This window comes from Streptomyces sp. NPDC030995 (assembly GCF_055571215.1).
Genome location: NZ_JBVIFS010000039.1, coordinates 34,828 through 57,083 on the forward strand (window position 1 = coordinate 34,828; position 22,256 = coordinate 57,083).

A 22,256-nucleotide genomic window follows, 5' to 3' on the forward strand; every position below is an offset into this window, starting at 1 on the left:
TTCAGGGGCCGTCCGAGGTCACAGCAGGGTGAGCTGGGTGGGACCGGCGGCCACCGGCTCCGCCGTGCGCTCGGGCATGACGACGGCGCGGGCGGCGCCGCGCCGGGCGGGCCCGATGCCGAATTCCGCCGCGAGTTCGTGGACTTGGCGGGTGATCTGCCGCTGGTACCAGGTGGGCGCGTACGACCCGCCCGCGTACATCCGTTCGTACCGCGCGACGAGGTGCGGGTGGTGCTCGCCCAGCCAGGCCGTGAACCACTCGCGCGCCCCGGGCCGCAGATGGAGTACGAGGGGTGTCACGGAGGTGGCGCCGGACGCGGCGACGGCCCGGACCGTGTCCCGCAGCTGCTCGGGGGCGTCGCCGAGGAAGGGGACGACCGGAGCCATCAGCACCCCGCACTCGATGCCGGCGTCGGTCAGCGCCCGTACGGCGCTCAGCCGGGCGGCGGGGGAGGGCGTGCCGGGCTCCACGGTGCGCCAGAGCGCGGTGTCGGTGAAGCCGACGGAGACGGAGATCCCGACCTCGGTGACCTCGGCGGCCTGCTGGAGGAGGGGCAGGTCGCGCAGGATCAGCGTGCCCTTGGTGAGGATCGAGAAGGGGTTGGCGTGGTCGCGCAGCGCCTCGATGATCCCGGGCATCAGCCGGTAGCGGCCCTCGGCGCGCTGGTAGCAGTCCACGTTGGTGCCCATGGCGATGTGCGCGCCGGTCCAGCGGCGCGAGCCGAGCTCGTGGCGCAGCAGGTCGGGGGCGTTGGTCTTGACGACGATCTGGGAGTCGAAGCCGAGGCCGGTGTCGAGGTCGAGATAGCTGTGGGTCTTGCGGGCGAAGCAGTACACGCAGGCGTGGGAGCAGCCGCGGTACGGGTTGACGGTCCATTCGAACGGCATGCGGGAGGCGCCGGGCACCCGGTTGACGATCGAGCGGGCCCGCACCTCGTGGAAGGTGATCCCGCGGAACTCCGGGGTGTCGAAGGTCCGCGTCACGACGGCGTCGGCCCCGAAGAGCGCGGCGGGACCCGTCGGGCCCCCGGTCAGGTTGTCCCAGCGCATGAGCGCCTCCCTCGGTAGCTGTGGCCGAGAATAGAACATACGTTCCCATGATCGTGCGGGCCGGTATATCCGCTGGTCAGCGAGGTCGGTGGGTCGGGCGAGCCGTTGGTCGGGGCCGGTTGGGCGCTTGCCCACGGCAACGTCCTGACCCTCGACGGCCGGTGGTGCGAGGAGGGCTACGATCCCGTCCACGGTGCCTGCGACGACCAGGACGCCTGTCCGCACACCCCGCCGTACGCGCAACGGCCAGGGGCGGGACGGGCCTACCTCGCCGGACTTCCTGCCGACACGCTCCTCGTGTACGTCCGGTGCCACGTCCGACCCGGATTTGGGCCCCCGCCCCGGAGGTGGTTGGCTTCGCGGTGACGAGCGGACACAACTGCTGGAGGAACAGCTATGGCGCAGGTCGAGGCCACCACGGAGCGGATCATCGCAGCCGACGCGGAGACCGTGTTCGACGCGCTGGCGGATTACACCGGGACCCGGGGGAAGGTGCTGCCCGAGCACTTCAGCGAGTACGAGGTGCGCGAGGGCGGCGACGGCGAGGGCACCCTGGTGCACTGGAAGCTCCAGGCCACCAGCAAGCGCGTACGGGACTGCCTGCTCGAGGTCACCGAGCCCACCGACGGTCAGCTGGTGGAGAAGGACCGCAACTCCTCCATGGTCACCACCTGGCTGGTCACCCCGGCCGGTGAGGGCAAGTCCAAGGCCGTCGTCTCCACCGTGTGGAACGGCGCCGGCGGCATCGGCGGGTTCTTCGAGCGCACCTTCGCGCCCAAGGGCCTCGGCCGGATCTACGACACCCTGCTGGCCAACCTGGCCGCCGAAGTCGAGGCCTGAGCCAGGGCGTTGGCCGGCCCCGGGCGGCTCACCGGATCGGGTGGATTTCCCGGCCCGGGCGAGCCGCCGGTGAGTCGCCGGTGAGCCTGCGGAACCCGGGCGTGGCCCCGGGCCGCGCGCGGGCCCGGACGGCTAGGCTGGGCGTCGTGCGTGCCGCCCGCGTCGCGCGCGACCGCGCAACCGACCGCCCGGGGGCCCGATGAAGATCCTCATCTCCGCCGACATGGAAGGCGCCACCGGCGTCACCTGGCCCGCCGACGTGCTGCCCGGCACTCCGCAGTGGGAGCGCTGCCGGGGGCTGTTCACCTCCGACGTCAACGCCGCCGTGCTCGGCTTCTACGACGGCGGCGCCGACCAGGTCCTCATCAACGAGGCCCACTGGACGATGCGCAACCTGCTGCTGGAGCGGCTCGACGCCCGCGCCGAGATGCTCACCGGCCGCCACAAGTCCCTCTCCATGGTCGAGGGCGTCCAGCACGGCGACGTCGACGGGATCGCCTTCGTCGGCTACCACACCGGGGCCGGCTCCGAGGGGGTCCTCGCCCACACCTACCTCGCCAACTCCATCACCGGCGTCTGGGTCAACGGGGTGCGCGCCAGCGAGGGACTCCTCAACGCCCATGTCGTCGCCGAGTGCGGGGTCCCGGTCATCCTGGTCACCGGCGACGACCTGACCTGCGTGGACGCCGCCGGCTACGCCCCGGACGCGGTGACCGTCGCGGTCAAGGACCACGTCTCGCGGTACGCCGCCGTGTGCCGGACCCCCGCCCGCACCGCCGCCGACATCAGGGCCGCCGCCAAGGAGGCCACCGCGCTGGCCGTGCGGCACGAGCCGGTCAGCGGCGGACCCTTCACCGTGGAGCTGGAGTTCGACGCGGAACACCTGGCCATGGCCGCCACGGTGGTCCCCGGCGCGGAGCGGTGCGGGGAGCGTAGGGTCGCGTACACCAGCGAGACGATGTACGAAGGGATCCGCACCTTCAAGGCGGTCACGACAGTCGTCTCAGCCGCTGTGGAGGAGCAATATGGCTGACATGCCCGCAACCACCGCCGAGGCCTCCGCCCCGGCCCCGGCCCCGGTCCACTTCCCGGTCCCCGCCGCCGGTGCCGCGGAGCCGGCGCCGGTCCACGCCGTGGACGAGATCGCGCTCGCCGAAGCCGTCGAGTTCACCTCGGGCCTCATCAGGATCGACACCACCAACCGCGGCGGCGGCGACTGCCGCGAGCGCCCCGCCGCCGAGTACGTCGCCGAGCGGCTCGCCGCCGCAGGCCTGGAGCCGGTCCTGCTGGAGCGCACGCCGGGCCGCACCAACGTGGTCGCCCGGATCGAGGGCACCGACCCCTCCGCCGAGGCCCTCCTCGTCCACGGCCACCTCGACGTGGTCCCGGCCGAGGCCTCCGACTGGAGCACGGACCCCTTCTCCGGCGAGGTCCGCGACGGTGTGGTCTGGGGCCGCGGCGCCGTCGACATGAAGAACATGGACGCGATGGTCCTGGCCGTCGTACGGGCCTGGGCGCGCGCCGGAGTGAAGCCGCGCCGCGACATCGTGATCGCCTACACCGCCGACGAGGAGGACAGTGCCGTCGACGGCGCCGGCTTCCTCGCCGACCGGCACCCGCACCTCTTCGAGGGCTGCACGGAGGGCATCAGCGAGTCCGGGGCCTTCACCGTGCACACCGGACCGGGCCGGGCGCTCTACCCGATCGCGGCCGGGGAACGCGGCACCGCCTGGCTGAAGTTGACCGCACACGGCACCGCCGGTCACGGCTCCAAGCCCAACCGGGCCAACGCGGTCAGCCGGCTCGCCGCCGCCGTGGCGCGGATCGGCGCCTACGAGTGGCCGGTCCAGCTCACCGACACCGTCACCGCCTGCATCGTCGAACTCGCCGCCGTGCAGGGCCTGTCGGTCGACCCGCGCCGGCCCGGCTTCGACCTCGACGCGGTCCTCGCCGAGCTCGGCCCGGCCGCAGTCCTGGTCGAGGCGACGGCACGCAACAGCGCCAACCCGACCATGCTCAGCGCGGGTTACAAGCTCAACGTGATCCCCGGCGAGGCCACCGGCTACGTGGACGGCCGCATGGTGCCGGGCGGCGAGGCCGACTTCATCGCCACCCTCGACGAGCTCACCGGACCCGACGTGCGGTGGGAGTTCCAGCACCGGGAGGTCGCCCTCCAGGCCCCCGTGGACGGGCGGACCTACGGGATCCTGCGCGAGTCCGTCGAGCGGTTCGACCCGGACGGGCACGTGGTGCCCTTCTGCATGGCGGGCGGGACCGACGCCAAGCAGTTCTCCCGCCTCGGGATCACCGGCTACGGCTTCTCCCCCCTGAAGCTGCCGCCCGGCTTCGACTACTGGGCCCTCTTCCACGGCGTGGACGAGCGGGTCCCCGTCGAGGCCCTGCACTTCGGTGTCCGCGTCCTCGACCGCGCACTACGGGCCCTGTGAGGGGGATCCGGTGATGGCGGCGCCGACCCTGCCCTACGGAAGCTGGCCCTCACCCATCGACGCCGCACTCGCCGCCTCGCTCGACGGGCGGCCCGAGTACGTGGGCACGGTCGGTCCCGAGGTGTGGTGGACCGAGCCCCGGCCGGGGGAGGGAGGCCGCCGGGCCCTGGTCCGCCGCCCCGTCGACGGCGGACCCGAGGTCACGGTGCTGCCCGCGCCGTGGAACGTGCGCAGCCGTCTCACCGAGTACGGCGGCCGGCCCTGGGCCGGAGCCGAACGGCCCGACGGCGGGCCCCTGCTGGTCTTCGTCCACTTCGCCGACCAGCGGCTGTACGCGTACGAGCCCGACGCCCCCGCGGGCGCCGCACCGCGGCCCCTCACCCCCGTCTCCGGGACCGGCGGCGGGCTGCGCTGGGCCGACCCGGTGCTGCGGGGCGGTGAAGTCTGGTGCGTGCTGGAGGAGTTCACCGGGCCCGCGCCGAGCGATGTGCGCCGGGTCCTGGCCGCCGTACCGCTGGACGGCTCGGCGGCCGGGGACCGGGCCGCCGTACGGGAGCTGACCGATGACCGGCACCGGTTCACCACCGGGCCGCGGCTCTCACCGGACGGCCGGCGCGCAGCCTGGCTGGTGTGGGACCACCCCCGGATGCCCTGGGACGGCACCGAGCTGAAGCTGGCCGAAGTCACCGCCGACGGGAGGCTGGCCGAGGCCCGGACCGTGCTCGGCGGCCCCGCGGAGTCCGTCGCCCAGGTGGAGTGGACGGCCGGCGGAGCCCTCCTCGCGGTCAGCGACCGCAGCGGCTGGTGGAACCCGTACCGCGTGGACCCGGCGACGGGCGACGCCGTCAACCTGTGCCCGCGGGAAGAGGAGTTCGGCGGCGCGCTGTGGAAGACCGGGCTGCGCTGGCTCGCCCCGCTCCCCGAGGGGCTCGTCGCCGTCCTGCACGGCCAGGGCTCCTCGGTGCTCGGCATCCTGGACCCGGAGAGCGGCGACCTGGTGGACGCGGCCGGGCCGTGGACGGCGTGGCAGCCGACGCTCGCCGTGTACGGCACCCGGGTCTACGGGGTCGCCGCCAGCCCGCGCAGCGCGTACGAGGTGGTCGAGCTGGACACCGCCACCGGGCACGCCCGGGTGGTCGGCGCGCACGGGGTGGACCCGGTGGACCCGGCCTACTACCCCGAGCCGCAGAGCCGCACCTTCCTGGGCCCCGACGACCGGGAGATCCACGCGCACGTCTACCCGCCGCACCACCCCGCCTGCCGGGCCGCCGCCGACGAGCTGCCCCCGTACGTGGTGTGGGCGCACGGCGGGCCCACCGACCACGTGCCGCCCGTACTCGACCTGCACATCGCGTACTTCACCTCGCGCGGCATCGGCGTGGTCGAGGTCAACTACGGCGGCTCCACCGGCTACGGCCGCGCCTACCGGGAGCGGCTGCGCGGGCAGTGGGGCGTGGTGGACGTGGAGGACTGCGCGGCGGTGGCCCGGGCGCTGGCCGCCGAGGGCACCGCCGATCCCGCCCGGCTCGCCGTACGCGGCGCCAGCGCGGGCGGCTGGACGGCGGCGGCCTCGCTGGCCGCCACCGACCTGTACGCGTGCGCCGCGATCATCTACCCGGTGCTGGACCTGATCGGCTTCGCCGAGGAGACCCACGACCTGGAATCCCGCTACATCGACAGCCTGGCGGGGCCGCCGCAGACCCTCGCCGTGATCTGCCGCGAGCGCTCCCCGGTGGCCCAAGCCGACCGGATCACGGCGCCGTTCGTCCTGCTCCAGGGGCTGGACGACGCGGTCTGCCCGCCGGCCCAGGCGGAGCGCTTCCTGGCCGCCCTGCGGGGCCGTCCGGTGCCGCACGCGCCGGTGCCGCACGCATACGTGGCCTTCGCGGGCGAGGGCCACGGCTTCCGGCGGGCGGACACCATGATCCGGGCGCTGGAGGCCGAACTGTCGCTGTACGCACAGGTCTTCGACATCAGGCGGACCGACATTCCGCGGCTGGAGCTGGAGGCCTGAGCGGAGGTTCCCCGGGGAGCCGCGGGAAGTCACGGGGAGTCGCGGATCAGGCGTGGCCGGCGACGCGCTCCGGACCGGTGCGCACGCTCCACCAGACGGAGCCGAGCAGCAGGGCGCCCGGAGCGATGCCCGCGACCGCCGCGATGACGGCGGTCGAGGAGCCGCAGGCGGCCAGGACCAGGCCGGCGGCGCCACAGGCGGACATCGCGCCCGCCAGCAGCCGGAGTGACGGCATGCGCCAGACGGCCGCGAGGCCGAAGAAGTGCAGGCCGACGACGAGGGTGATCCAGGCGGCCGTGGCCTGCGGGGCGTGCAGCAGGTGATTGACGACGAGGATGCCGGCCAGCGCGGCGACCACCTCGGCCGCCACCACCAGGCGGTAGCCGCGGCCGAAGGTGCGCGGCGCGGTGCCGGCGCCGGCTCCCGAGGGCACACGGTCCCTGCGCAGCGCCCTGAACAGGGCGATGAACGAGGCGATCGCGAGGACGCGTAGGGGGACGGCGGCGGCCGTGGGCAGGGCGCCGGCGTTCACCAGGACGAAGACGAGTCCGAATACGGCCCCGATGAGCCGACCTGTCTGGTTCGATGTCACGCGCCCAGTCTCACCGAAGTCGATCATGCTGCAAAAACGCGTGCCCTAGTTGCGCAGCCAGACCCGCAGCGGGCCGATCGGGGTGAAGCCGTGCCGGACCGCCGTGGCGAGGTCGTCCCCGGACTCGTAGCCGACCACGTCCAGGTCCGGCCAGCGGGCGCCGACTTCGGCGAGGACGCCGGCCCAGGCGGCGTCCGCGTCCGCTTCGGCACGGGCGAACAGGTTGGAGACGCCGACGACCCCTGAGGCCAGGTTCGCGACCGCCCCGGCGACGATGCGGCCGTCGCGGCGGCCCGCCAGGAAGACGATGTCCTCGGTGAGGAGGGCCGGGCGGAACAGCCCGGTGCTCTCCTCGCCGTCCCAGGCGGCCTCCCAGGCCTCCAGTTCCCCGGCGGTGGCGACCCGCGCCCACTCCAGCCCGGACGCCGCGGCCTCCGGGACGGGGACCCCGGCCGGACGGTGGATCCACTGGGCGTCGAAGAGCACCTCGAAGCCGTCCCCGGTCAGGTCCAGGTCGGCGAAACTGTCCTTCACCGAGCAGCCGGGGCTGTCCGTGTCGATCCACTGGAGCACGCTCTGCGCCGACACGGACGCGTCCAGGGTCACGGCATCGGGATACAGCGGCGGGGTCCGCCGCGTGCTGAGCCAGAGGTGCTCGTCGTCGTACCGCGGCGACAGGCCGTGCGCGGCGCATACCGCGTCGCACCACTCGGCGTTGTTCCGCGCTGCCGTGCGCGGGCTCGGGCTCGTCGCGTGCTTGATCACGCCGGTGATGGTGCCACACGCATAGCCTGGGGCGATGACATTTCCGAGCTACCTGCGGGAGGGCGAGCGGGTGGGTCTGCGGCCCTACCGGCTCGCCGACGGCCCCGAGTTCACCGCCCGCGTGCGCGAGAGCCGGCAACTGCACCACCCCTGGCTCTCCCCGCCCGCCACCATCGAGGAGTACGAGCCCTACGCGACCCGGCTGACCGAGGGCGAGGGCCGGGCCGGGTTCCTCGTCTGCGAGCGGGCGTTCGGAGACATCGCGGGCTTCGTCAACGTCAACAACATCGTGTACGGCGCCCTCCGGTGCGGAGCCCTCGGCTACGGCGCCTTCGCGCACGCCGCCGGGCGCGGACTGCTGCGTGAGGCCCTCGGGCTGGTCCTCGCCCACGCCTTCGCGCCGGCCGCGGCGGGCGGCCTCGGACTGCACCGGCTGGAGGCCAACATCCAGCCCGCCAACACCGCTTCGATCGCGCTGGTCCGCGGCTCGGGCTTCCGGCTGGAGGGGCTCTCCCCGGACTTCCTCCACGTCGACGGCGCCTGGCGCGACCACGAACGGTGGGCGATCACGGCCGAAATGCCGCGCGCCTAGCAGGCGGGTGGAACAGGATGGGAACATGCGAAGCCTCGTACTGCTCGACGCCCCGTCCAACCTCGGCCTGCGTCCGCCCGCGCCCGGCACCGTACCCGGCGTCTACAAGCTCGCCGGGGCCCTGCGCGAGCAGGGCCTGCTGGCCCGCCTCGGCGCGCGCGAGGGCGGGGTGGTGGTCCCGCCGCGCTATGACCGCGGCGACTGGAAGGAGGGCGACGGCGTGTTCCACGCCGACGCCCTCGCCGCGTACACCGTCACCCTCGCCGACCGGATCGAACGGCACCTGCGGGCAGGGGAGTTCCCCGTCGTGCTCGGCGGGGACTGCTCGATCCAGCTCGGCGCCGCCCTCGCCATGCGCCGGCTCGGGCGGTACGGACTGGCCGCGATCGACGGCTCCGCCGACTTCCGCCACCCCGGCAACGTGGCCGTCAACGGGCCCGTCGGAGCCGCCGGCGGCGAGGAGCTCGCCCTCTCCACCGGGCGCGGCCAGGCCGAACTCGCCGACCTGGAGGGGCTCTCGCCGTACCTGCGGGACGAGGACGTACGGCTCTTCGGGGTGCGGGACGGCGATGGGGACCTCCCGGAGCTGCGCGCGGCCGGGATCTTCGTGGCCACCGTCGGGGGGATCCGCGACCGGGGTGCCGGGCCGGTGGCGCGGCTGGCGCTGGACGGGCTGCACCCGCCGGCCACCGCCGGATTCTGGGTGCACCTGGACGCCGACGTGCTGGACCCGAGCGTCATGCCGGCCGTGGACAGCCCCGACCCGGGCGGCCTGGTCCCCGACGAACTCGCCGAACTGCTGGGGGTGTTGGTGAGCTCCCCGCGCTGCGTCGGGATCAACGTCACGATCTACGACCCGGACCTGGACCCGGACGGGCGTGCGGGCGCGCTGCTCTCCGACCTGATCGCGGGGGCCTTTGCGTAATCCTGACCGGTGGTGATCCGCGGAACCCCTGTGCAGCGGCCGCCGCGGCGTGTTCCATTTCCTCCATGGCCACCACCGTCCGACGCGCCGTACTGACCCTTCCCGCAGCCCCGTTGGGCTCCGAGAACCCGCTGCCCGCGCTGCGCGCGCCCGACGGCGTACACGCGGTCGACCAGGGGGGCCCGGACGGGCTCCCCCAGCTACCGCTGGGAGGTGCCCCCAGGCGCGACGGGATGCCGCGCGACATGGCACGGCAGATCGGCTACGAGCCGCTGCGCTCGCTGCTGCCCGTCCGGGTCAGGGACGGGTACCGGCGGGAGCGGTCGGAGCGGGAGTTCGAGTCGATCGTCATCGAGAACGAGCACCTGCGCGTCACCGTGCTCCCGGGGCTGGGCGGGCGCGTCCACTCGCTCGTGCACCTGCCGACCGGACGTGAACTCCTCTACCGCAACCCGGTGTTCCAGCCCGCCAACTTCGCGCTCAACGGGGCCTGGTTCTCCGGCGGCATCGAATGGAACACCGGCGCGACCGGCCACACCACCCTGTCCTGCGCCCCGCTGCACGCCGCGCTCGTCCCCGCCCCGGACGGGGGCGTGATGGTCCGGCTGTGGGAGTGGGAGCGGCTGCGCGACCTGCCCTTCCAGGTGGACCTGTGGCTGCCGGCGGACTCGGAGTTCCTCTACGCGGGCGTCCGCGTGCGCAACCCGCACGAGCGGCCCGCGCCCGTGTACTGGTGGTCCAACACCGCCGTCCCGGAGGACGCCGGCACGCGCGTGCTTGCCCCCGCCGACGAGGCCTGGCACTTCGGGTACGAGCGCTCGCTGCGCCGCGTCCCCGTACCGGCGTGGGAGGGCGCGGACCGTACGTACCCGCTGCGCAGCGAGTATCCGGCCGACTTCTTCTACGAGGTCCAGGGCGCGGCCCGGCCCTGGATCGCCTCGCTGGACGCGGCGGGGCAGGGGCTCGTGCAGACCTCCACCGGGCGGCTGCGCGGGCGCAAGCTGTTCGTGTGGGGCGCGGGCGGCGGCGGCCGGCGCTGGCAGGAGTGGCTGACCGAGCCGGGCACGGGCGGCTACGCGGAGATCCAGGCGGGCCTGGCCCGCACCCAGCTGGAGCACGTACGGCTGGAGGGCGGGGCGGAGTTCAGCTGGCTGGAGGCGTACGGGCCGCTGGCCGCGGAGCCCGGCGCGGTACACGGAGAGGACTGGACCGCGGCCCGGGCCGCGGCCGAGGACGCCCTGGCGCGGGCCCTCCCGGCCGACCGGGTGGAGGCGGCGTACGCGGCGTGGCGCTCCGGCGCCGCCGACGCCGAGCCGGGGGAGCGGCTGGCGGCGGGCTCGGGCTGGGGTGCGCTGGAGGTGCTGTGCGGGGGATTCAAGCTGCCGGGCACCCCCTTCGAGGAGTCCACGCTCGGCGAGGAGCAGGCGCCGTGGCGGGAGCTGTGGCGCACGGGCGTCTTCCCCGCACCGCGCCGGGTGGCTCCGCCGGGGCCGAGCCTGGTCGCCGCGCACTGGCGGGACATGCTGGAGACGGCCCCGGCGGACCCGCTGACCGAGTACCACCTGGGGGTGGCCCAGTGGCATGCCGGGGACGTGGCCCAGGCGGTACGGAGCTGGGAGCGCGGGCTGGCGCTGGCCCCCTCGCGGTGGCCGCTGCTGCGGTGCCTGGCGGTGGCGGACGCCCTGGCCGGTGATCCGGCGCGGGCGGCCGACGGGTACGCGGCGGCCTTCGAGGACCTGGCCGGCGAGAGCCGGGGCGGCGAGCCGTGGACGGCCGCGGAGTCCGCGCTCGGCCAGGAGTCGATGGCGGCCCTGCTCGCCGCCGGCCGGCTGCCGGCGGCTCGCGCCGTCTGGGACCGGCTGCGGCCCGCCCTGCGCGAAGGGGGCCGCTTCCGGCTGCTCGCCGCGCGGCTGCTGGCCGCGGAGGGCCATGTGGCGGCGGCCCGCCGGGTCTTCGAGGACGGTTTCGAACTCCCGGACCTGAGGGAGGGTGAGGAGACCCTGTCCGAGGTCTGGGCCGCCCTCACCGACCGCCCGCTGCCCGCGCGCTACGACTTCCGCATGCGCCCGCCTACTTCTTGATCTTGTCGATGCAGAGCACGAACTGGTTGCCGGACCGGCGCCGGGACCCGCCGCTCTGCTCCTGGTAGCCGATGTCCGCCGTGCCCTGGCACTTGGAGGTGTCCAGCGTGTCCTTGTGCACCTGGACCACCTTGTACTCGGCGTCGGTGCCGCCGCACTTGACCACCTGGAGGTCGGGCGTGATCACGGTGCCGTTGTTCTTGAGGCAGTCCCCGACCTTGGCCTGGTCGGCGTCGTCCCGGCTCAGGAAGTAGCCGACCGCGACGACGATGAGGGCGATCACGACGCCGATGATCTTCAGGATCTTCATGACGCCCATGCCGCCGCTGCGGGTCGGCGGCGCCGGCGGAGCGGTCCACTGCTGCTGGGGCGGGTACATCTGCGGCTGCGGCGCGGCGCCGTACGGCGGCTGAGCCTGCTGCTGGGGCTGTCCGTACCCCTGCTGGGGCGGGTATCCCTGCGGCGGCTGCTGTCCGTACGGGCCGGGCTGGCCGTAGGGGCCGGGGCCCTGCTGCGGTGGATGGGTCATAGGGCGTTCCCCCAGTAAGCGTGCTGTAAGTCTTGACGCGTGCACGCTATATCAAGCGGTGATCGGCCCTGCACCGAGGCTGCCCGGAGTCAGGCCCGGCACAGGATCTCGCCGTTCAGGACCGAGAACCAGGCGTCGGGGTCCGCGCCCCAGGCGTGCCAGGCGTCGGCTACGGCCGCCAGGTCGGCAGCCGTCGCGTGGCCGCCGCCGGTGGCCACGGTCGCGTACGCGGAGGCTCCCGTACGGTCCGCCCACAGGCCGGACCACCAGGCGATCTCCTCCGGGGTGGCGAAGCACCAGGACGTGGCCGAGGAGGTCACCTCCGTAAAGCCGGCCTCCCGGGCCCAGGCCCGCAGCCGGCGGCCCGCGTCCGGTTCGCCGCCGTTGGCGCGGGCGACCCGCCGGTACAGGCTCAGCCAGTCGTCCAGGCCGGGCGAGCGCGGGTACCAGGCCATCGCCGCGTAGTCGGCGTCGCGCGCGGCCACGATCCCGCCCGGCCGGCACACCCGGCGCATCTCGCGCAGCGCCTGTACGGGGTCGCCGACGTGCTGCAGCACCTGGTGGGCGTGGACCACGTCGAAGGAGTCGTCGGGGAAGTCCAGTGCGTGCACGTCCGCCGTGCCGAAGGTGATCGCCCCGCTCAGGCCGCGTTCCGCCGCGTGGGCGCGGGCCTGCTCCACCACGTCCTCGGCCGCGTCGACCGCCGTGACGTGCCCGCCCGGCGCGACCAGCTCCGCCAGGTCGGCGGTGATCGTGCCCGGGCCGCAGCCGACGTCCAGCACCGACATCCCGGGGCGCAGCTCGCCGATCAGGTACGCGGCCGAGTTCTCGGCGGTGCGCCAGCGGTGCGAGCGCAGCACCGACTCGTGGTGGCCGTGGGTGTAGACGGCGGTCTCCTTGGCGGTGTTCATGGTCTGACCCCTCCTCGTCGAAGCGTTGATCCCACCGTAAGCGATCAGTTCGTCATACGAGATATGCGTTTTGATATATGGACACCATCCTTGTGTACCAAGGGAATTCGCGGGGTCGGTGGCAGGGCAATGCAGGTGCGAGGAGAGTGGCTCCAGGGGGACATCCCCATGGCAGAGGACGGTGAGAGCCATGCCGGACACGCTGCTCGAACGGCATGCCGAGGCGCTGCGGCTCTTCGGTGAGCACGTGCGCGCCGTCAAGGGCGATCAGTGGGACGCGCCGACCCCGTGCACGGAGTGGAACGTGCGGGAGCTGGTCAACCACGTCACAGGGGAGCAGCTCTGGATCCCGCCGCTGGTCGCCGAGGGCCGCACCGTCGAGGAGCTCGGCGACGCGTTCTCCGGCGACGTGCTGGGCGACGATCCGGTCGCAGCCTGGGACAGGGCGGCGGCCGCCGCGCACGCCGCCTTCGCCGAGGCCGGCGCGCTGGACCGGACCGTGCGGCTCTCCTACGGGCCCGCGCTCGGGTCCGCGTACTGCTCGGAGTTGACGGCCGACTGCGTCGTGCACACCTGGGATCTCGCGCGGGGCATCGGGGCCGACGAGCGGCTGCCCGACGGCCTCGTCGAGTTCTCCATCAAGGAGGTCATGCCGTACGCCGACTCGCTCGCGGCCAGTGGTGCGTACGCCGAGCCGCTGGAGGTTCCGGCGGGTGCCAACGCGCAGACCAGGCTCCTCGCGCTGCTGGGGAGGCGGGGCTGACACTCGCTGGATAACGGGCATATCGCGCCGAATAATCGTATAAAGGGCATCGTCGGGTGAGTCGCGGGAAGGCGGGAAGCGGTGGCGGGGATGCAGCGCACGGCGGCGGAAGGCCGCGGCCCGGTCCGGTACGGTCCACCCGCACCCCAGCCGGGCCTGCCCGTCCTGCCCGAACTGGTCTCCGTACTCGCCGCCGCCGCGGGGCGCTCCGCCCCCGAGCCCGCGGGTGGCGGGGAGCCCGTACGCGAGGCCGCCTGCCGCCACTGGGGGCGGCGCGGGCTCGCCACCTCCCCCGACAGCGTGGCCGCCGGACCCGGAGCCCCCGCGCTGCTCCTCGCCCTGCTCGGCGCGTACGGGGGCGACGTGATGCTGCCCCGGCCCTGTCCCGCCTGGTGGACCCCGCAGGTCCGGCTCCTGGGACGGCGGGCCTACCACGTGCCGACCCCGGCCGAGTGCGGCGGCGTACCGGACCCCTACGCCCTGCTGGAGACCGTACGGCGGGTGCGCGCCGAGGGCGGCGACCCGCGGGTGCTGCTCCTGTCGGTCGCCGACGACCCGACCGCGACCGTGCCGCCGCCCGAGATGCTGCACGAGGCCTGCGAGGCCGCCGAGTCCGCCGGACTGTTCGTGGTCAGCGACGAGAGCTGGCGCGACACCGTCCACCGGCCGCACGACACCCTGGTCCTGAGCCCGGCCGAGATGCTCCCCGAACAGGCCGCGGTCCTCGTCGACCTGTCCGGTGCGCTGCTGCCCGCCGGCTGGCCGGTCGCCGTGGTCCGCTTCCCCGACACCGTGCGCGGGACCTGGCTGCGCGCCCGCACCCTCGACGTGCTCACCGCCACCGGGGCGATGGTCGCCGGACCCGTCGCCGGGGCCGCCGCACACGCCCTCGACGAACCCGACGCCGTCGCCGGACGTGCGTACGCGGCCGCCGCCCTGCACGGCGTGGTGGCCGCCGCCGCACACCGCGAACTCCTCGCGGCCGGAGCGATGGCCCGGCCCCCGCAGGCCGGCCGGCACCTCTACGCCGACCTCACCCCGCTGCGCGCCGGACTCGCCCGGCACGGGGTCGGTGACGCCATGGAGCTGGAGGACTGGCTCGGGGCCCGGCTGGGCGCGCCCACGCCCGGCGGGCAGCGCTTCGCGGACGAACTGGGCGCGCTGCGCGTGCGGTTGTCCACCGGGCCGCTGCTGGGCGCCACCCCGCAGGAGCGGCTGGCCGCGCTCACCGCCGGTGATCCGCTCGCGCTCCCGCACGTACGCGGCGCCTTGGAGCGCCTCGGATCGGTCCTGGCCGGGCTGGCCTGACCACCGGCCCGCCCCCCGCCCCGACCGCACCCCGCTGAAGGGAGACCTCTCGATGAGGGATCGGACGGACGCCTCCGCCTCCGCCTCCGCGGAGCCCGTACGGCCCGCCGTCGACCGGCGTCCCGCGCCCCGGCCCTCTCCTCCGACGCCCACTGCGCCGACGCCCTCTCCTCCGACGCCCACTGCGCCGACGCCGACGCAACCGACGGCGCCCGAGGGCCCGTCCGCCGTGCGCCCGCTCGGCGCGCACCGCCGCTGGCCCGCCTCCTTCGCCGACCGGCTGACCACCCCGCTCCCCGGCGTCCGTGCCTTCGGCCGGCTCGCCCGCGAGGGTGCCTTCCGGCCCGGCCCGGACGGCCTGCGCGGCATCCCCGACCTGCCGTACGAGCCGGGCCCGCTGCCCGCCGCGGCCCCCGGCAGGGTCTGCGTCACCTGGGCCGGGCACGCCAGTTGGGTACTGCGGACCGGCGGACTGACCGTACTGACCGACCCCGTCTGGTCCCGGCGGATCCTCGGCACCCCGAGCCGGATGACCCCCGTCGGGGTGCGCTGGGAGGACCTGTCGCCGGTGGACGCGGTGGTGATCAGCCACAACCACTACGACCACCTCGACGCCCCCACCCTCAAGCGGCTGCCCCGGCACACGGCCCTCTTCGTCCCGGCCGGACTCGTCGGCTGGTTCCGCCGCCGCGGCTTCACCAGGGTCACCGATCTCGACTGGTGGGAAGCGGCCGAACTGGACGGCGTACGCTTCGAGTTCGTCCCGGCCCACCACTGGTCGAAGAGGTCCCTGATCGACACGTGCCGGTCCCTGTGGGGCGGCTGGATCCTCACCGACACCCTGAGCCCGACGCCGCGGAAGGTCTACTTCGCGGGTGACACCGGCTACGGCCATTGGTTCGGCGAGATCGGTGCCCGCCACCCCGGCATCGACCTCGCCCTCCTGCCGATCGGCGCCTACGCCCCGCGCTGGTGGCTCAGCGACGTCCACGCCGATCCGGAGGAAGCCGTCCGGGCCTGTGTCGACCTCGGGGCCCGCCGGATGGCCCCCATGCACTGGGCCACTTTCGTCCTCTCCGCCGAACCGGTCATGGAACCCCTGCTCCGCGTCCGGGCCGCCTGGTCACGTGCGGGGCTGCCCCGCGAACACCTCTGGGACCTCCCGATCGGGGCCTCCCGCACGCTGGCCTGAGCGGTGGCTCAGAACTCCACGGTGGTTCAGAACTCCACGGTGACGAATCCGTTCTTCTCCTCGGACTCCGGCTTCACCACGCTGTATCCGAACTGCTCCTTCAGGCCTTCGTCCTCCCAGTCCTCGGCGCGCTCGCGGTAGTTGAAGACGAGCTCCTTCGTCTCCCCGCCGTTCTTGAGGATCCGGGCGATGGCGACGTCGTCGGGGTGGCCGTGGACCTGGCCGTTGGTGGAGATCAGGTAGCGGCCGCAGTCGAGCAGGCCGAGGAGATCGTTCGAGAGGTTCTTGGCGCTGCCGTGGTGGGCGACCTTGAGGGCGTCGATCCGCAGCCGCCCGCCCTCGGCCTCGGCGCGCGGCCGGATCGAGGTCACCAGGCGCCGGTCGTCGGCGTCGCCGGTGAGGACGATACGCGTCCCCTCGAACTCGAACAGCAGGCCGATGCTGGTCGGGTTCGTCGCCGAACCGTCCCGCTTGAACGGCACCGCGGCCAGGGCGTCGACGTCGACCGTGCCGAAGTGCTCGATCCTGGCCACCGGCTCCCGCTCCAAGGGGTCCACGCCCGGGATCAGACCGGCCTCCTCGGCCTTCGTCTTCCACGTGTCGATCAGCGACTCCAACAGGCGGCGGTCCGGCGCCAGTACCTCCATCGTGGATCCGTCGTCGAACCAGGTCAGCGGATGGTCCACCTCGATGCTGCGGCCCTCGAAGGCCTTGTTCCAGGGGAGGTTCTGGGTGATGAGCGCGGTGGTGAGCCGTTCCCCCTCCTCCGGGCCGAACACCTCGCGGTCGTGGAGGTGGTCGAAGCCGTTGAACCACACGTCCCCGAACTCGACCGTACGCTGGCGGTCTTCGAGCAGTGCCAGCGCACCGAGGATGTGGTCCTGGTCGACGTGGGTCACCACGAACACGTCGATCCGGCCGTCCAGCTCGGCGAGCAGCGGCTTGATCCGCTTGTAGGTCCCCTTGCGTCCGCCGTCGACGAGGATCCGCCGGAGGAAGTCCTCGTTGCCGTATTCGAGGAGCAGACAGTCTCCGTCATCGGCGGGCAGCATCCTGAGCCGGATCATCACGTACTCCCTTGCCTCAGGTCGAGAATCAGGAACGGCTCGCGCATGTCGGCCAGCCAGGACAGCCGGCGCACCTCGTCGAGGCGGCGCAGGCACTCGGGGTCGTCGGGGAAGGCCGAGAGCCCGTCGACGAGCCAGGCGAGCCCGAGCGTGTAGAGGGGGATGCCGCGCTCGAAGGCCTCGATCAGCCGGTCGCGGGCCTGCCGCCGGTCCGCCGGGGCCTGGGCCCGGCGCAGCATCCGCACCGCCCGCAGGATCGCCCCGTCGCCGAGCCGGGGGAAGTCCTCGGCCAGGGCCTCCAGCCACGGGTCCCAGTACGTCTCGCCCGGCGAGCGGTCGGTGCCGAGCAGGACGTAGGACGCGGCCGCCGCCGCGAGCGGGTTGGGGGGCTTGGCGGAGAGCATCTCCTCGATGTCGGCCCTGATGTCGGAGAAGAGGAGGGCCGCGGTGTCCAGGGCGCCCTGGGACATGTACGCGAGCCCCGCGCCGGCCACCGGGTCGCGAACGGTCACGGCCACGGCGCTGCCGGTCGGGCTCTGCCGCAGATTGACCAGGACCTCGACCTCGGAGGCGCCCCAGGGCAGCGGCAGGGTGACCAGGCGCACGGATCCGGCGGCCTCCACGACCAGGAACTGCCGCTCGCCGACGGGCCCGCCGGGGGCGTGGAGGGGTCCGTGCGGGCCGAACCGGTAGAGCGGCGCGACCGCCTCTCCGCGCACGTCGGGCGCCGGCAGGACGTGCGGCTCGCCCCGGGCGATCGCCCGGGCGACCCCGAGTCCCGGCGCCTGCTTCCGCAGCGCCAGCATCGAAGCGAAGGACAAGCTCGCGGGCTCGCAATCCCCGATCCAGGTGGCGAGCGCGGTCAGGTCGACGGCCGCCTCGGGGACGACACCGTCCGGCCCGGCGGCGCCGGCCACCATGGACCGCGAGGCGACCGACTCGGCGAGCGGAATGTCGGCGGGGCCGTGGTAGACGCGGCCGGGCTCGATGTTGCCCATGAGGTACTGCCAGGAGTGCGTCTCGTACGGCGAGTCCGTCATGACGAAGTCCACCGGGGTCTGCCGGCCCTCCACCGCCGTGGCGTTCTCCGTCAGCACCAGCCCGGACGGCAGGGTGGCCGACACGAGATAGCGCCCGGGCGTCACCGCGTACGAGGTGGGTTCGGGCGAACTCCCGCACGGGATCAGGATGTTGCGTTGCTCCGTGCCGTCGAGGCCGGCCGGGCGGATGTCCCCGACGATCACCGCGTTGTTGGCTTCCCCTGCGGACGAGAGGAAGAGCCTGACGGCGAGTGTGGCTTCGGTGCTCATGGCCGGGCCAATCCGACGCGGAACATCGGCGGGCGGGCGTCCAGTTCGTCCCTGCGTACGTCTTCGGGGCCGAGGACGGCCTCGATCTGGTAGTGCCCGAACGGCAGGAAGAGGGCCCACTCGCCGAGGTCGGGCTCGTCGCCGGCGGCGGGTGGCGGGCGACGCCGTTCCTCCTGCTGGGGGTGGCGGCAGACGAATTCGGCGCGGGCGTTGTCCTCCGGATCCGTGCAGCCGATGTACACGGGGACGACCGGGTCGCCCCTCAGCTCGTGGAAGGGGAAGTCGACCGACTCGGAGGTCACCGGTGTCTGTGCCTTCGCGAGGCTGCCCGCGAACGGGGGCTCCGCCAGGAAGTTGACGACCGCGTGGATCAGGGTGCCGGTGGTCACCCGCCACACGCGGCCCTGGGTGTTCTCGCTCGCGGAGCCGTCGAAGCTCCGCAGCAGCGCGTCCGTGAACAGACTGAGCCGGCCGGCGCGGGCGAAGGACTCCTCGCCGTCCAAGGTCGCGTAGAGCACGGCGTGTTGGCGTGGCACGAACCCGTCCGGCCGGGTGTTCCCGGATATCGGGACCCGTCCGACGGTGTCGATCCCGAACTGGCTGAGGAGCGTGTCGGAGCCGGACCGGCAGGCGTCGACGAAGAAGACCTGCTGGCGGGCCCGGCAGCGGTTGAGCCCTCTCCTCAGTGCCTCGAAGTTCAGTGCGCCGTTCAGCGGGCTGTCCTCGTCGGCGAAGACGTCCGCCGCCAGAAGGGACGTGTCGAGGCCCAGCGAGACACCATGGCCGCAGAAGTAGAAGACCAGCCGGGCCTCGTCCTGGTCGCCCCGCCCCTTCCACTCCTTGACGGCGGCCACGATGTTGTCGATGGTCGCCGCTTCCGCGAAGTGCTCCGCATGCGTGTGCGGGTGGACGAAGGGCGCCGGGGTCTCCTCGCTCATCAGCAGGGCCAGGCTTCCCAGCGGTCTCGCCGGGTCGTGGTACTGCTCGATCATCCAGGTGGCGAACGCACGCGCCGAGCGGGGCGGCGACGACAGCTGCCGCAAGCCCTTGGCGCCCGGATGGGTGGTGGGTGCGGTTCCGCCGGACAGATGCGTGTACGTCCCGACCCCGATGACGAGCGCGTGCGTGGACGCGGGCCCCGCGCTCTCGTCCAGGTGCACGGTGAAGGCGGCCATGGAACCTCCGCGTGACGCACCGGCAGGCCGGTGGGAGCGTTTGCTCCTATTATAGGAATGCATATAGCATATGTCCCTCGGAGGCCGTGATGGGCAAGAACATCGTGGTGTGCCTGGACGGGACGGGCAATCAGCTCAAGGCTCGCGGCAACACCAATGTCGTCAAGCTCTACGAGATGCTCGACCTCCACGACCCCGCCGTGCAGATCGCCTACTACGACCCCGGGGTCGGAACCTTCTCTGCCGCCGGCGCCTGGACGCTCCCGGCCCGCAAGCTCTCCAAACTCCTCGGCCTCGCCTTCGGATCCGGGCTCAAGGCGAACCTCGCCGAGGCCTACACCTACCTGATGCACCATTACGAACGCGGCGACCGGATCTACCTCTTCGGCTTCAGCCGCGGCGCGTACACCGCCCGGGCCCTCGCAGGACTGCTCAAGGCGGTCGGCCTGCTCCGCCCCGGCTCGGAGAACCTCGTCCCGTACGCCATCGCCGCCTACGCCAAGAACCGGACCTGGACCGGCGACGACTGGAAGCAGCTGCACCAATTCGCCGACGTGTTCAGCAGGAAGGCCGACGAACGGACCGGCATCCCCGTCCACTTCATGGGACTGTGGGACTCGGTGAAGGCGGCCGGACTGCTGCGCTGGAACCTGCACTGGCTCTTCACCCGCAGGATCCCCAACGTCCTGCGCGTGCGTCACGCCGTCTCCATCGACGAGAAGCGCCGGCCCTACGAGGAATACCTCGTCGCACCCCCGAAGAAGCCCGAGGACCCCGGACCGCTCATCGAGGAAGTCTGGTTCTCCGGAGTCCACTCCGACGTCGGCGGCACCTTCGAGGACGACCCGAGACTGCCCGCCGTCACGCTCAAGTGGATCATGGACGGCGCACTCGACTCCGGCCTGCTGCTCAAGAGCGGGGCCTACGCCGAGCACCTCACCCTCGGTGGCGCCCACGCCCTCGGCACGGTCCACCGCATGGGCGCCGTCTGGGCCCTGCTCACCTACCGCCGTCGCCGCATCCCCGACGGCGCCCACGTGCACGAGAGCGTCCGGCTGCGCGTCGAATCCGACGCCCGGTACGGCGAACGGATCCCGGCCGAGGTGAACTGGGCGGACCGGCAGTGGCTGACCCCTCACCCCCGAGCCGGGACGACCGGGCCGGTCAGGGCCGGGCCCGCAGTCGGCGCCACAGGGCCGGGCCCGCGCTGATCAGGAGGGTCAGGCCGACCGCCAGGGCCACGCCCTTCCACGGCTCCGAGAAGAGGGAGCCGCCCAGGATGCCGATCAGGCCGTACGTCGCCGCCCAGGCCAGGCACGCCGGAGCGTCGCCGCGGGCGAAGCGGCGCAGCGGCAGCTCCGCCAGGAGGCAGGCCAGCATCACCGGGATCCGGCCCGCCGGCAGCAGCCGCGAGACCACCAGGACCAGCACGCCGTGCTCGTCCAGCCTCGCCTGAGCCTGCTCCAGCCGCTCCGGCGTGGCCCGGCCGCGCAGCGCCTCCAGCCAGCGCGAGCCACCCCGCGAGCGCACCCCGCGCCGCCCCAGCCAGTACAGCGCCATGTCCCCGGCGAACGCCGCCAGCGCCGCCACCCCGAACACCAGCAACACCCCGAAGGGCAGCGACTGGTGATGGAACGCCACCACCGCCGCGGAACTGACCAGCGCCCCCGTCGGGATCACCGGCACCAGCGCGCCCAGCGCCACCAGCACGAACAACGCCGGGTACCCCACCGCCTGCTGGGTGGTCTCCGGAGGTACCTGGCCGGCCGCCGCCGCGACGTCGCGCCACGTCACGGCAGCCGCACCCGCACTCCGTGCCCGGGCACCCGTACGGTCACCTTCGGCGCCAGCAGCCGCGCGTGCCGCTCGAACTCCTCGCCCGGGGCGTGGAATTCATGCGGCCGCACCGCGTCCATCCCGACGGGCCAGTACGTCCCGTAGTGCACCGGCACGGCCGCCGCGGGCGCGAGCCGGGCCAGCGCCTGCGCCGCCCGCGCCGCGTCCAGGTGCCCCGGCCCCAGGTACGGGCCCCAGCCGCCGACCGGCAGCAGGGCCACGTCCACCGGCCCGACCTCCTCGGCCATCGACTCGAACAGGCCGGTGTCCCCGGCGAAGTAGGTCCGCGCCGCGCCCTGGACCACGTACCCGAGCGCCGGCGCCCGCTGCGGCCCGAACGGCAGCCGCCGCCCGTCGTGCCGCGCGCTGACCGCGCGGACCCGTACGCCGTCCCGTACGTCGACCTCCTCGCCCGGGGCCACCTCCGTCACCGTCAGCCCCCGCAGCCCGGCGACCCGCGCCAGCCCCGGCACCGCCCGGCGCGCCCCGCGCGGCACCAGCAGCCGGGTCCCGGGCGCGAGCCGCTCCAGCGACGGCAGGTGCAGATGATCGGCGTGCAGGTGCGACACCAGCACCACGTCCGCCACCGCGGCCTCGGGCGGGGGCACCGCCCCGCGCCGCCGCCGCAGATGCGCGAGCCGCCGCGCGAACAGCGGGTCCGTCAGCACCCGGACCCCGGAGTCCTCGACGGTGCACGTGGCATGACCCCACCAGGTGATCTCCACCGGCACCCGGCCTCCCTCCCTAGTGCTGCGTTCCCGAGCCTAGTGCTGTGACCGGAAAGGTTCACCGGGTCGCGGCCCCCGGCACGGCACCTCGCCGCGTTGTCGGACCGCGCTGGTACGTCCAGTACGAGCCG

Annotated in this window: 21 protein-coding genes; 11 read left to right on the top strand and 10 right to left on the bottom strand. The window is 73.7% G+C overall.

Features of this window, described 5'->3' with window-relative positions; all coding sequences use genetic code 11:
- Positions 1–18: 18 nt before the first annotated feature.
- Positions 19–1,050: an Rv2578c family radical SAM protein gene (locus ACZ45T_RS34460; protein ID WP_468448072.1), complete on the bottom strand. Its 1,032-nt coding sequence runs from the start codon at positions 1,048–1,050 to the stop codon at positions 19–21.
- Between the two features lie 396 nt (positions 1,051–1,446).
- Between ACZ45T_RS34460 and ACZ45T_RS34465 the strand changes: the two genes are divergently transcribed.
- The 4 genes from ACZ45T_RS34465 (at position 1,447) to ACZ45T_RS34480 (ending at position 6,351) form a co-directional block, all read left to right on the top strand.
- On the top strand, positions 1,447–1,890 hold the full coding sequence (locus ACZ45T_RS34465) for an SRPBCC family protein (RefSeq protein ID WP_468448073.1): 444 nt from the start codon (positions 1,447–1,449) through the stop codon (positions 1,888–1,890).
- 199 nt (positions 1,891–2,089) lie between these two features.
- The gene (locus ACZ45T_RS34470; protein WP_468448074.1) at positions 2,090–2,923 is read left to right on the top strand and encodes a M55 family metallopeptidase; all 834 of its coding nucleotides are present in this window, start codon (positions 2,090–2,092) and stop codon (positions 2,921–2,923) included.
- Entirely contained in the window at positions 2,916–4,337 is a 1,422-nt protein-coding gene (locus tag ACZ45T_RS34475) for a M20/M25/M40 family metallo-hydrolase (protein ID WP_468448075.1), read from the top strand. Before ACZ45T_RS34470 ends, ACZ45T_RS34475 begins: the two co-directional genes overlap by 8 nt.
- Before the next feature lie 13 nt (positions 4,338–4,350).
- Positions 4,351–6,351 carry a prolyl oligopeptidase family serine peptidase gene (locus ACZ45T_RS34480; RefSeq protein ID WP_468448076.1) on the top strand — a complete coding sequence of 667 codons (2,001 nt, stop codon included), beginning with the start codon at positions 4,351–4,353 and terminating at the stop codon, positions 6,349–6,351.
- Between the two features lie 46 nt (positions 6,352–6,397).
- On the opposite strand, the gene ACZ45T_RS34485 is transcribed toward ACZ45T_RS34480, so the two are convergent.
- A complete protein-coding gene (locus ACZ45T_RS34485) occupies positions 6,398–6,943 on the bottom strand; it encodes a hypothetical protein (protein ID WP_468448077.1) in 546 nt (181 codons plus the stop codon).
- Positions 6,944–6,988: 45 nt separating this feature from the next.
- Positions 6,989–7,708, bottom strand: a complete 720-nt coding sequence (locus ACZ45T_RS34490) for a hypothetical protein (RefSeq protein ID WP_468448078.1) — start codon at positions 7,706–7,708, stop codon at positions 6,989–6,991.
- Positions 7,709–7,742: 34 nt separating this feature from the next.
- Here ACZ45T_RS34490 and ACZ45T_RS34495 point away from each other — a divergent pair, with 34 nt between their 5' ends.
- From ACZ45T_RS34495 to ACZ45T_RS34505, 3 genes are all read left to right on the top strand, one after another.
- Entirely contained in the window at positions 7,743–8,300 is a 558-nt protein-coding gene (locus ACZ45T_RS34495; RefSeq protein WP_468448079.1) for a GNAT family N-acetyltransferase, read from the top strand.
- Positions 8,301–8,325: 25 nt separating this feature from the next.
- Positions 8,326–9,225: an arginase family protein gene (locus tag ACZ45T_RS34500; RefSeq protein WP_468448080.1), complete on the top strand. Its 900-nt coding sequence runs from the start codon at positions 8,326–8,328 to the stop codon at positions 9,223–9,225.
- A 65-nt stretch (positions 9,226–9,290) separates the two neighbouring features.
- The gene (locus tag ACZ45T_RS34505; RefSeq protein ID WP_468448081.1) at positions 9,291–11,306 is read left to right on the top strand and encodes a DUF5107 domain-containing protein; all 2,016 of its coding nucleotides are present in this window, start codon (positions 9,291–9,293) and stop codon (positions 11,304–11,306) included.
- On the opposite strand, the gene ACZ45T_RS34510 is transcribed toward ACZ45T_RS34505, so the two are convergent.
- Positions 11,296–11,835: an LppU/SCO3897 family protein gene (locus tag ACZ45T_RS34510; protein ID WP_468448082.1), complete on the bottom strand. Its 540-nt coding sequence runs from the start codon at positions 11,833–11,835 to the stop codon at positions 11,296–11,298. The two genes, ACZ45T_RS34505 and ACZ45T_RS34510, sit on opposite strands and share 11 nt — an antisense overlap.
- Positions 11,836–11,924: 89 nt before the next feature.
- On the bottom strand, positions 11,925–12,746 hold the full coding sequence (locus tag ACZ45T_RS34515; protein WP_468448083.1) for a methyltransferase domain-containing protein: 822 nt from the start codon (positions 12,744–12,746) through the stop codon (positions 11,925–11,927).
- Positions 12,747–12,936: 190 nt separating this feature from the next.
- On the opposite strand from ACZ45T_RS34515, the gene ACZ45T_RS34520 reads away from it, so the two are divergent.
- From ACZ45T_RS34520 to ACZ45T_RS34530, 3 genes are all read left to right on the top strand, one after another.
- Positions 12,937–13,509, top strand: a complete 573-nt coding sequence (locus tag ACZ45T_RS34520) for a TIGR03086 family metal-binding protein (RefSeq protein WP_468448084.1) — start codon at positions 12,937–12,939, stop codon at positions 13,507–13,509.
- A gap of 90 nt (positions 13,510–13,599) precedes the next feature.
- On the top strand, positions 13,600–14,817 hold the full coding sequence (locus tag ACZ45T_RS34525; RefSeq protein WP_468448092.1) for an aminotransferase class I/II-fold pyridoxal phosphate-dependent enzyme: 1,218 nt from the start codon (positions 13,600–13,602) through the stop codon (positions 14,815–14,817).
- A 52-nt stretch (positions 14,818–14,869) separates the two neighbouring features.
- Positions 14,870–16,009 carry an MBL fold metallo-hydrolase gene (locus ACZ45T_RS34530; RefSeq protein ID WP_468448085.1) on the top strand — a complete coding sequence of 380 codons (1,140 nt, stop codon included), beginning with the start codon at positions 14,870–14,872 and terminating at the stop codon, positions 16,007–16,009.
- Between the two features lie 26 nt (positions 16,010–16,035).
- Here ACZ45T_RS34530 and ACZ45T_RS34535 read toward each other — a convergent pair whose 3' ends face one another.
- Genes ACZ45T_RS34535 through ACZ45T_RS34545 form a run of 3 tightly spaced genes read right to left on the bottom strand, consistent with a single transcriptional unit; the run spans position 16,036 to position 19,561 of the window.
- Positions 16,036–17,076 carry a ComEC/Rec2 family competence protein gene (locus ACZ45T_RS34535; RefSeq protein ID WP_468448086.1) on the bottom strand — a complete coding sequence of 347 codons (1,041 nt, stop codon included), beginning with the start codon at positions 17,074–17,076 and terminating at the stop codon, positions 16,036–16,038.
- On the bottom strand, positions 17,076–18,386 hold the full coding sequence (locus ACZ45T_RS34540) for a hypothetical protein (protein WP_468448087.1): 1,311 nt from the start codon (positions 18,384–18,386) through the stop codon (positions 17,076–17,078). Before ACZ45T_RS34540 ends, ACZ45T_RS34535 begins: the two co-directional genes overlap by 1 nt.
- A complete protein-coding gene (locus ACZ45T_RS34545; protein ID WP_468448088.1) occupies positions 18,383–19,561 on the bottom strand; it encodes a caspase family protein in 1,179 nt (392 codons plus the stop codon). Before ACZ45T_RS34545 ends, ACZ45T_RS34540 begins: the two co-directional genes overlap by 4 nt.
- 89 nt (positions 19,562–19,650) lie before the next feature.
- On the opposite strand from ACZ45T_RS34545, the gene ACZ45T_RS34550 reads away from it, so the two are divergent.
- A complete protein-coding gene (locus ACZ45T_RS34550; RefSeq protein WP_468448089.1) occupies positions 19,651–20,772 on the top strand; it encodes a DUF2235 domain-containing protein in 1,122 nt (373 codons plus the stop codon).
- Here ACZ45T_RS34550 and ACZ45T_RS34555 read toward each other — a convergent pair.
- Both ACZ45T_RS34555 and ACZ45T_RS34560 read right to left on the bottom strand, forming a co-directional pair.
- On the bottom strand, positions 20,726–21,355 hold the full coding sequence (locus ACZ45T_RS34555; RefSeq protein WP_468448090.1) for a DedA family protein: 630 nt from the start codon (positions 21,353–21,355) through the stop codon (positions 20,726–20,728). The genes ACZ45T_RS34550 and ACZ45T_RS34555 overlap by 47 nt on opposite strands.
- Positions 21,352–22,128 (bottom strand): MBL fold metallo-hydrolase, encoded by a 777-nt coding sequence (locus tag ACZ45T_RS34560; protein ID WP_468448091.1) that lies wholly within the window; start codon positions 22,126–22,128, stop codon positions 21,352–21,354. The genes ACZ45T_RS34555 and ACZ45T_RS34560 overlap by 4 nt, the downstream gene beginning before the upstream one ends.
- Positions 22,129–22,256 lie beyond the last annotated feature (128 nt).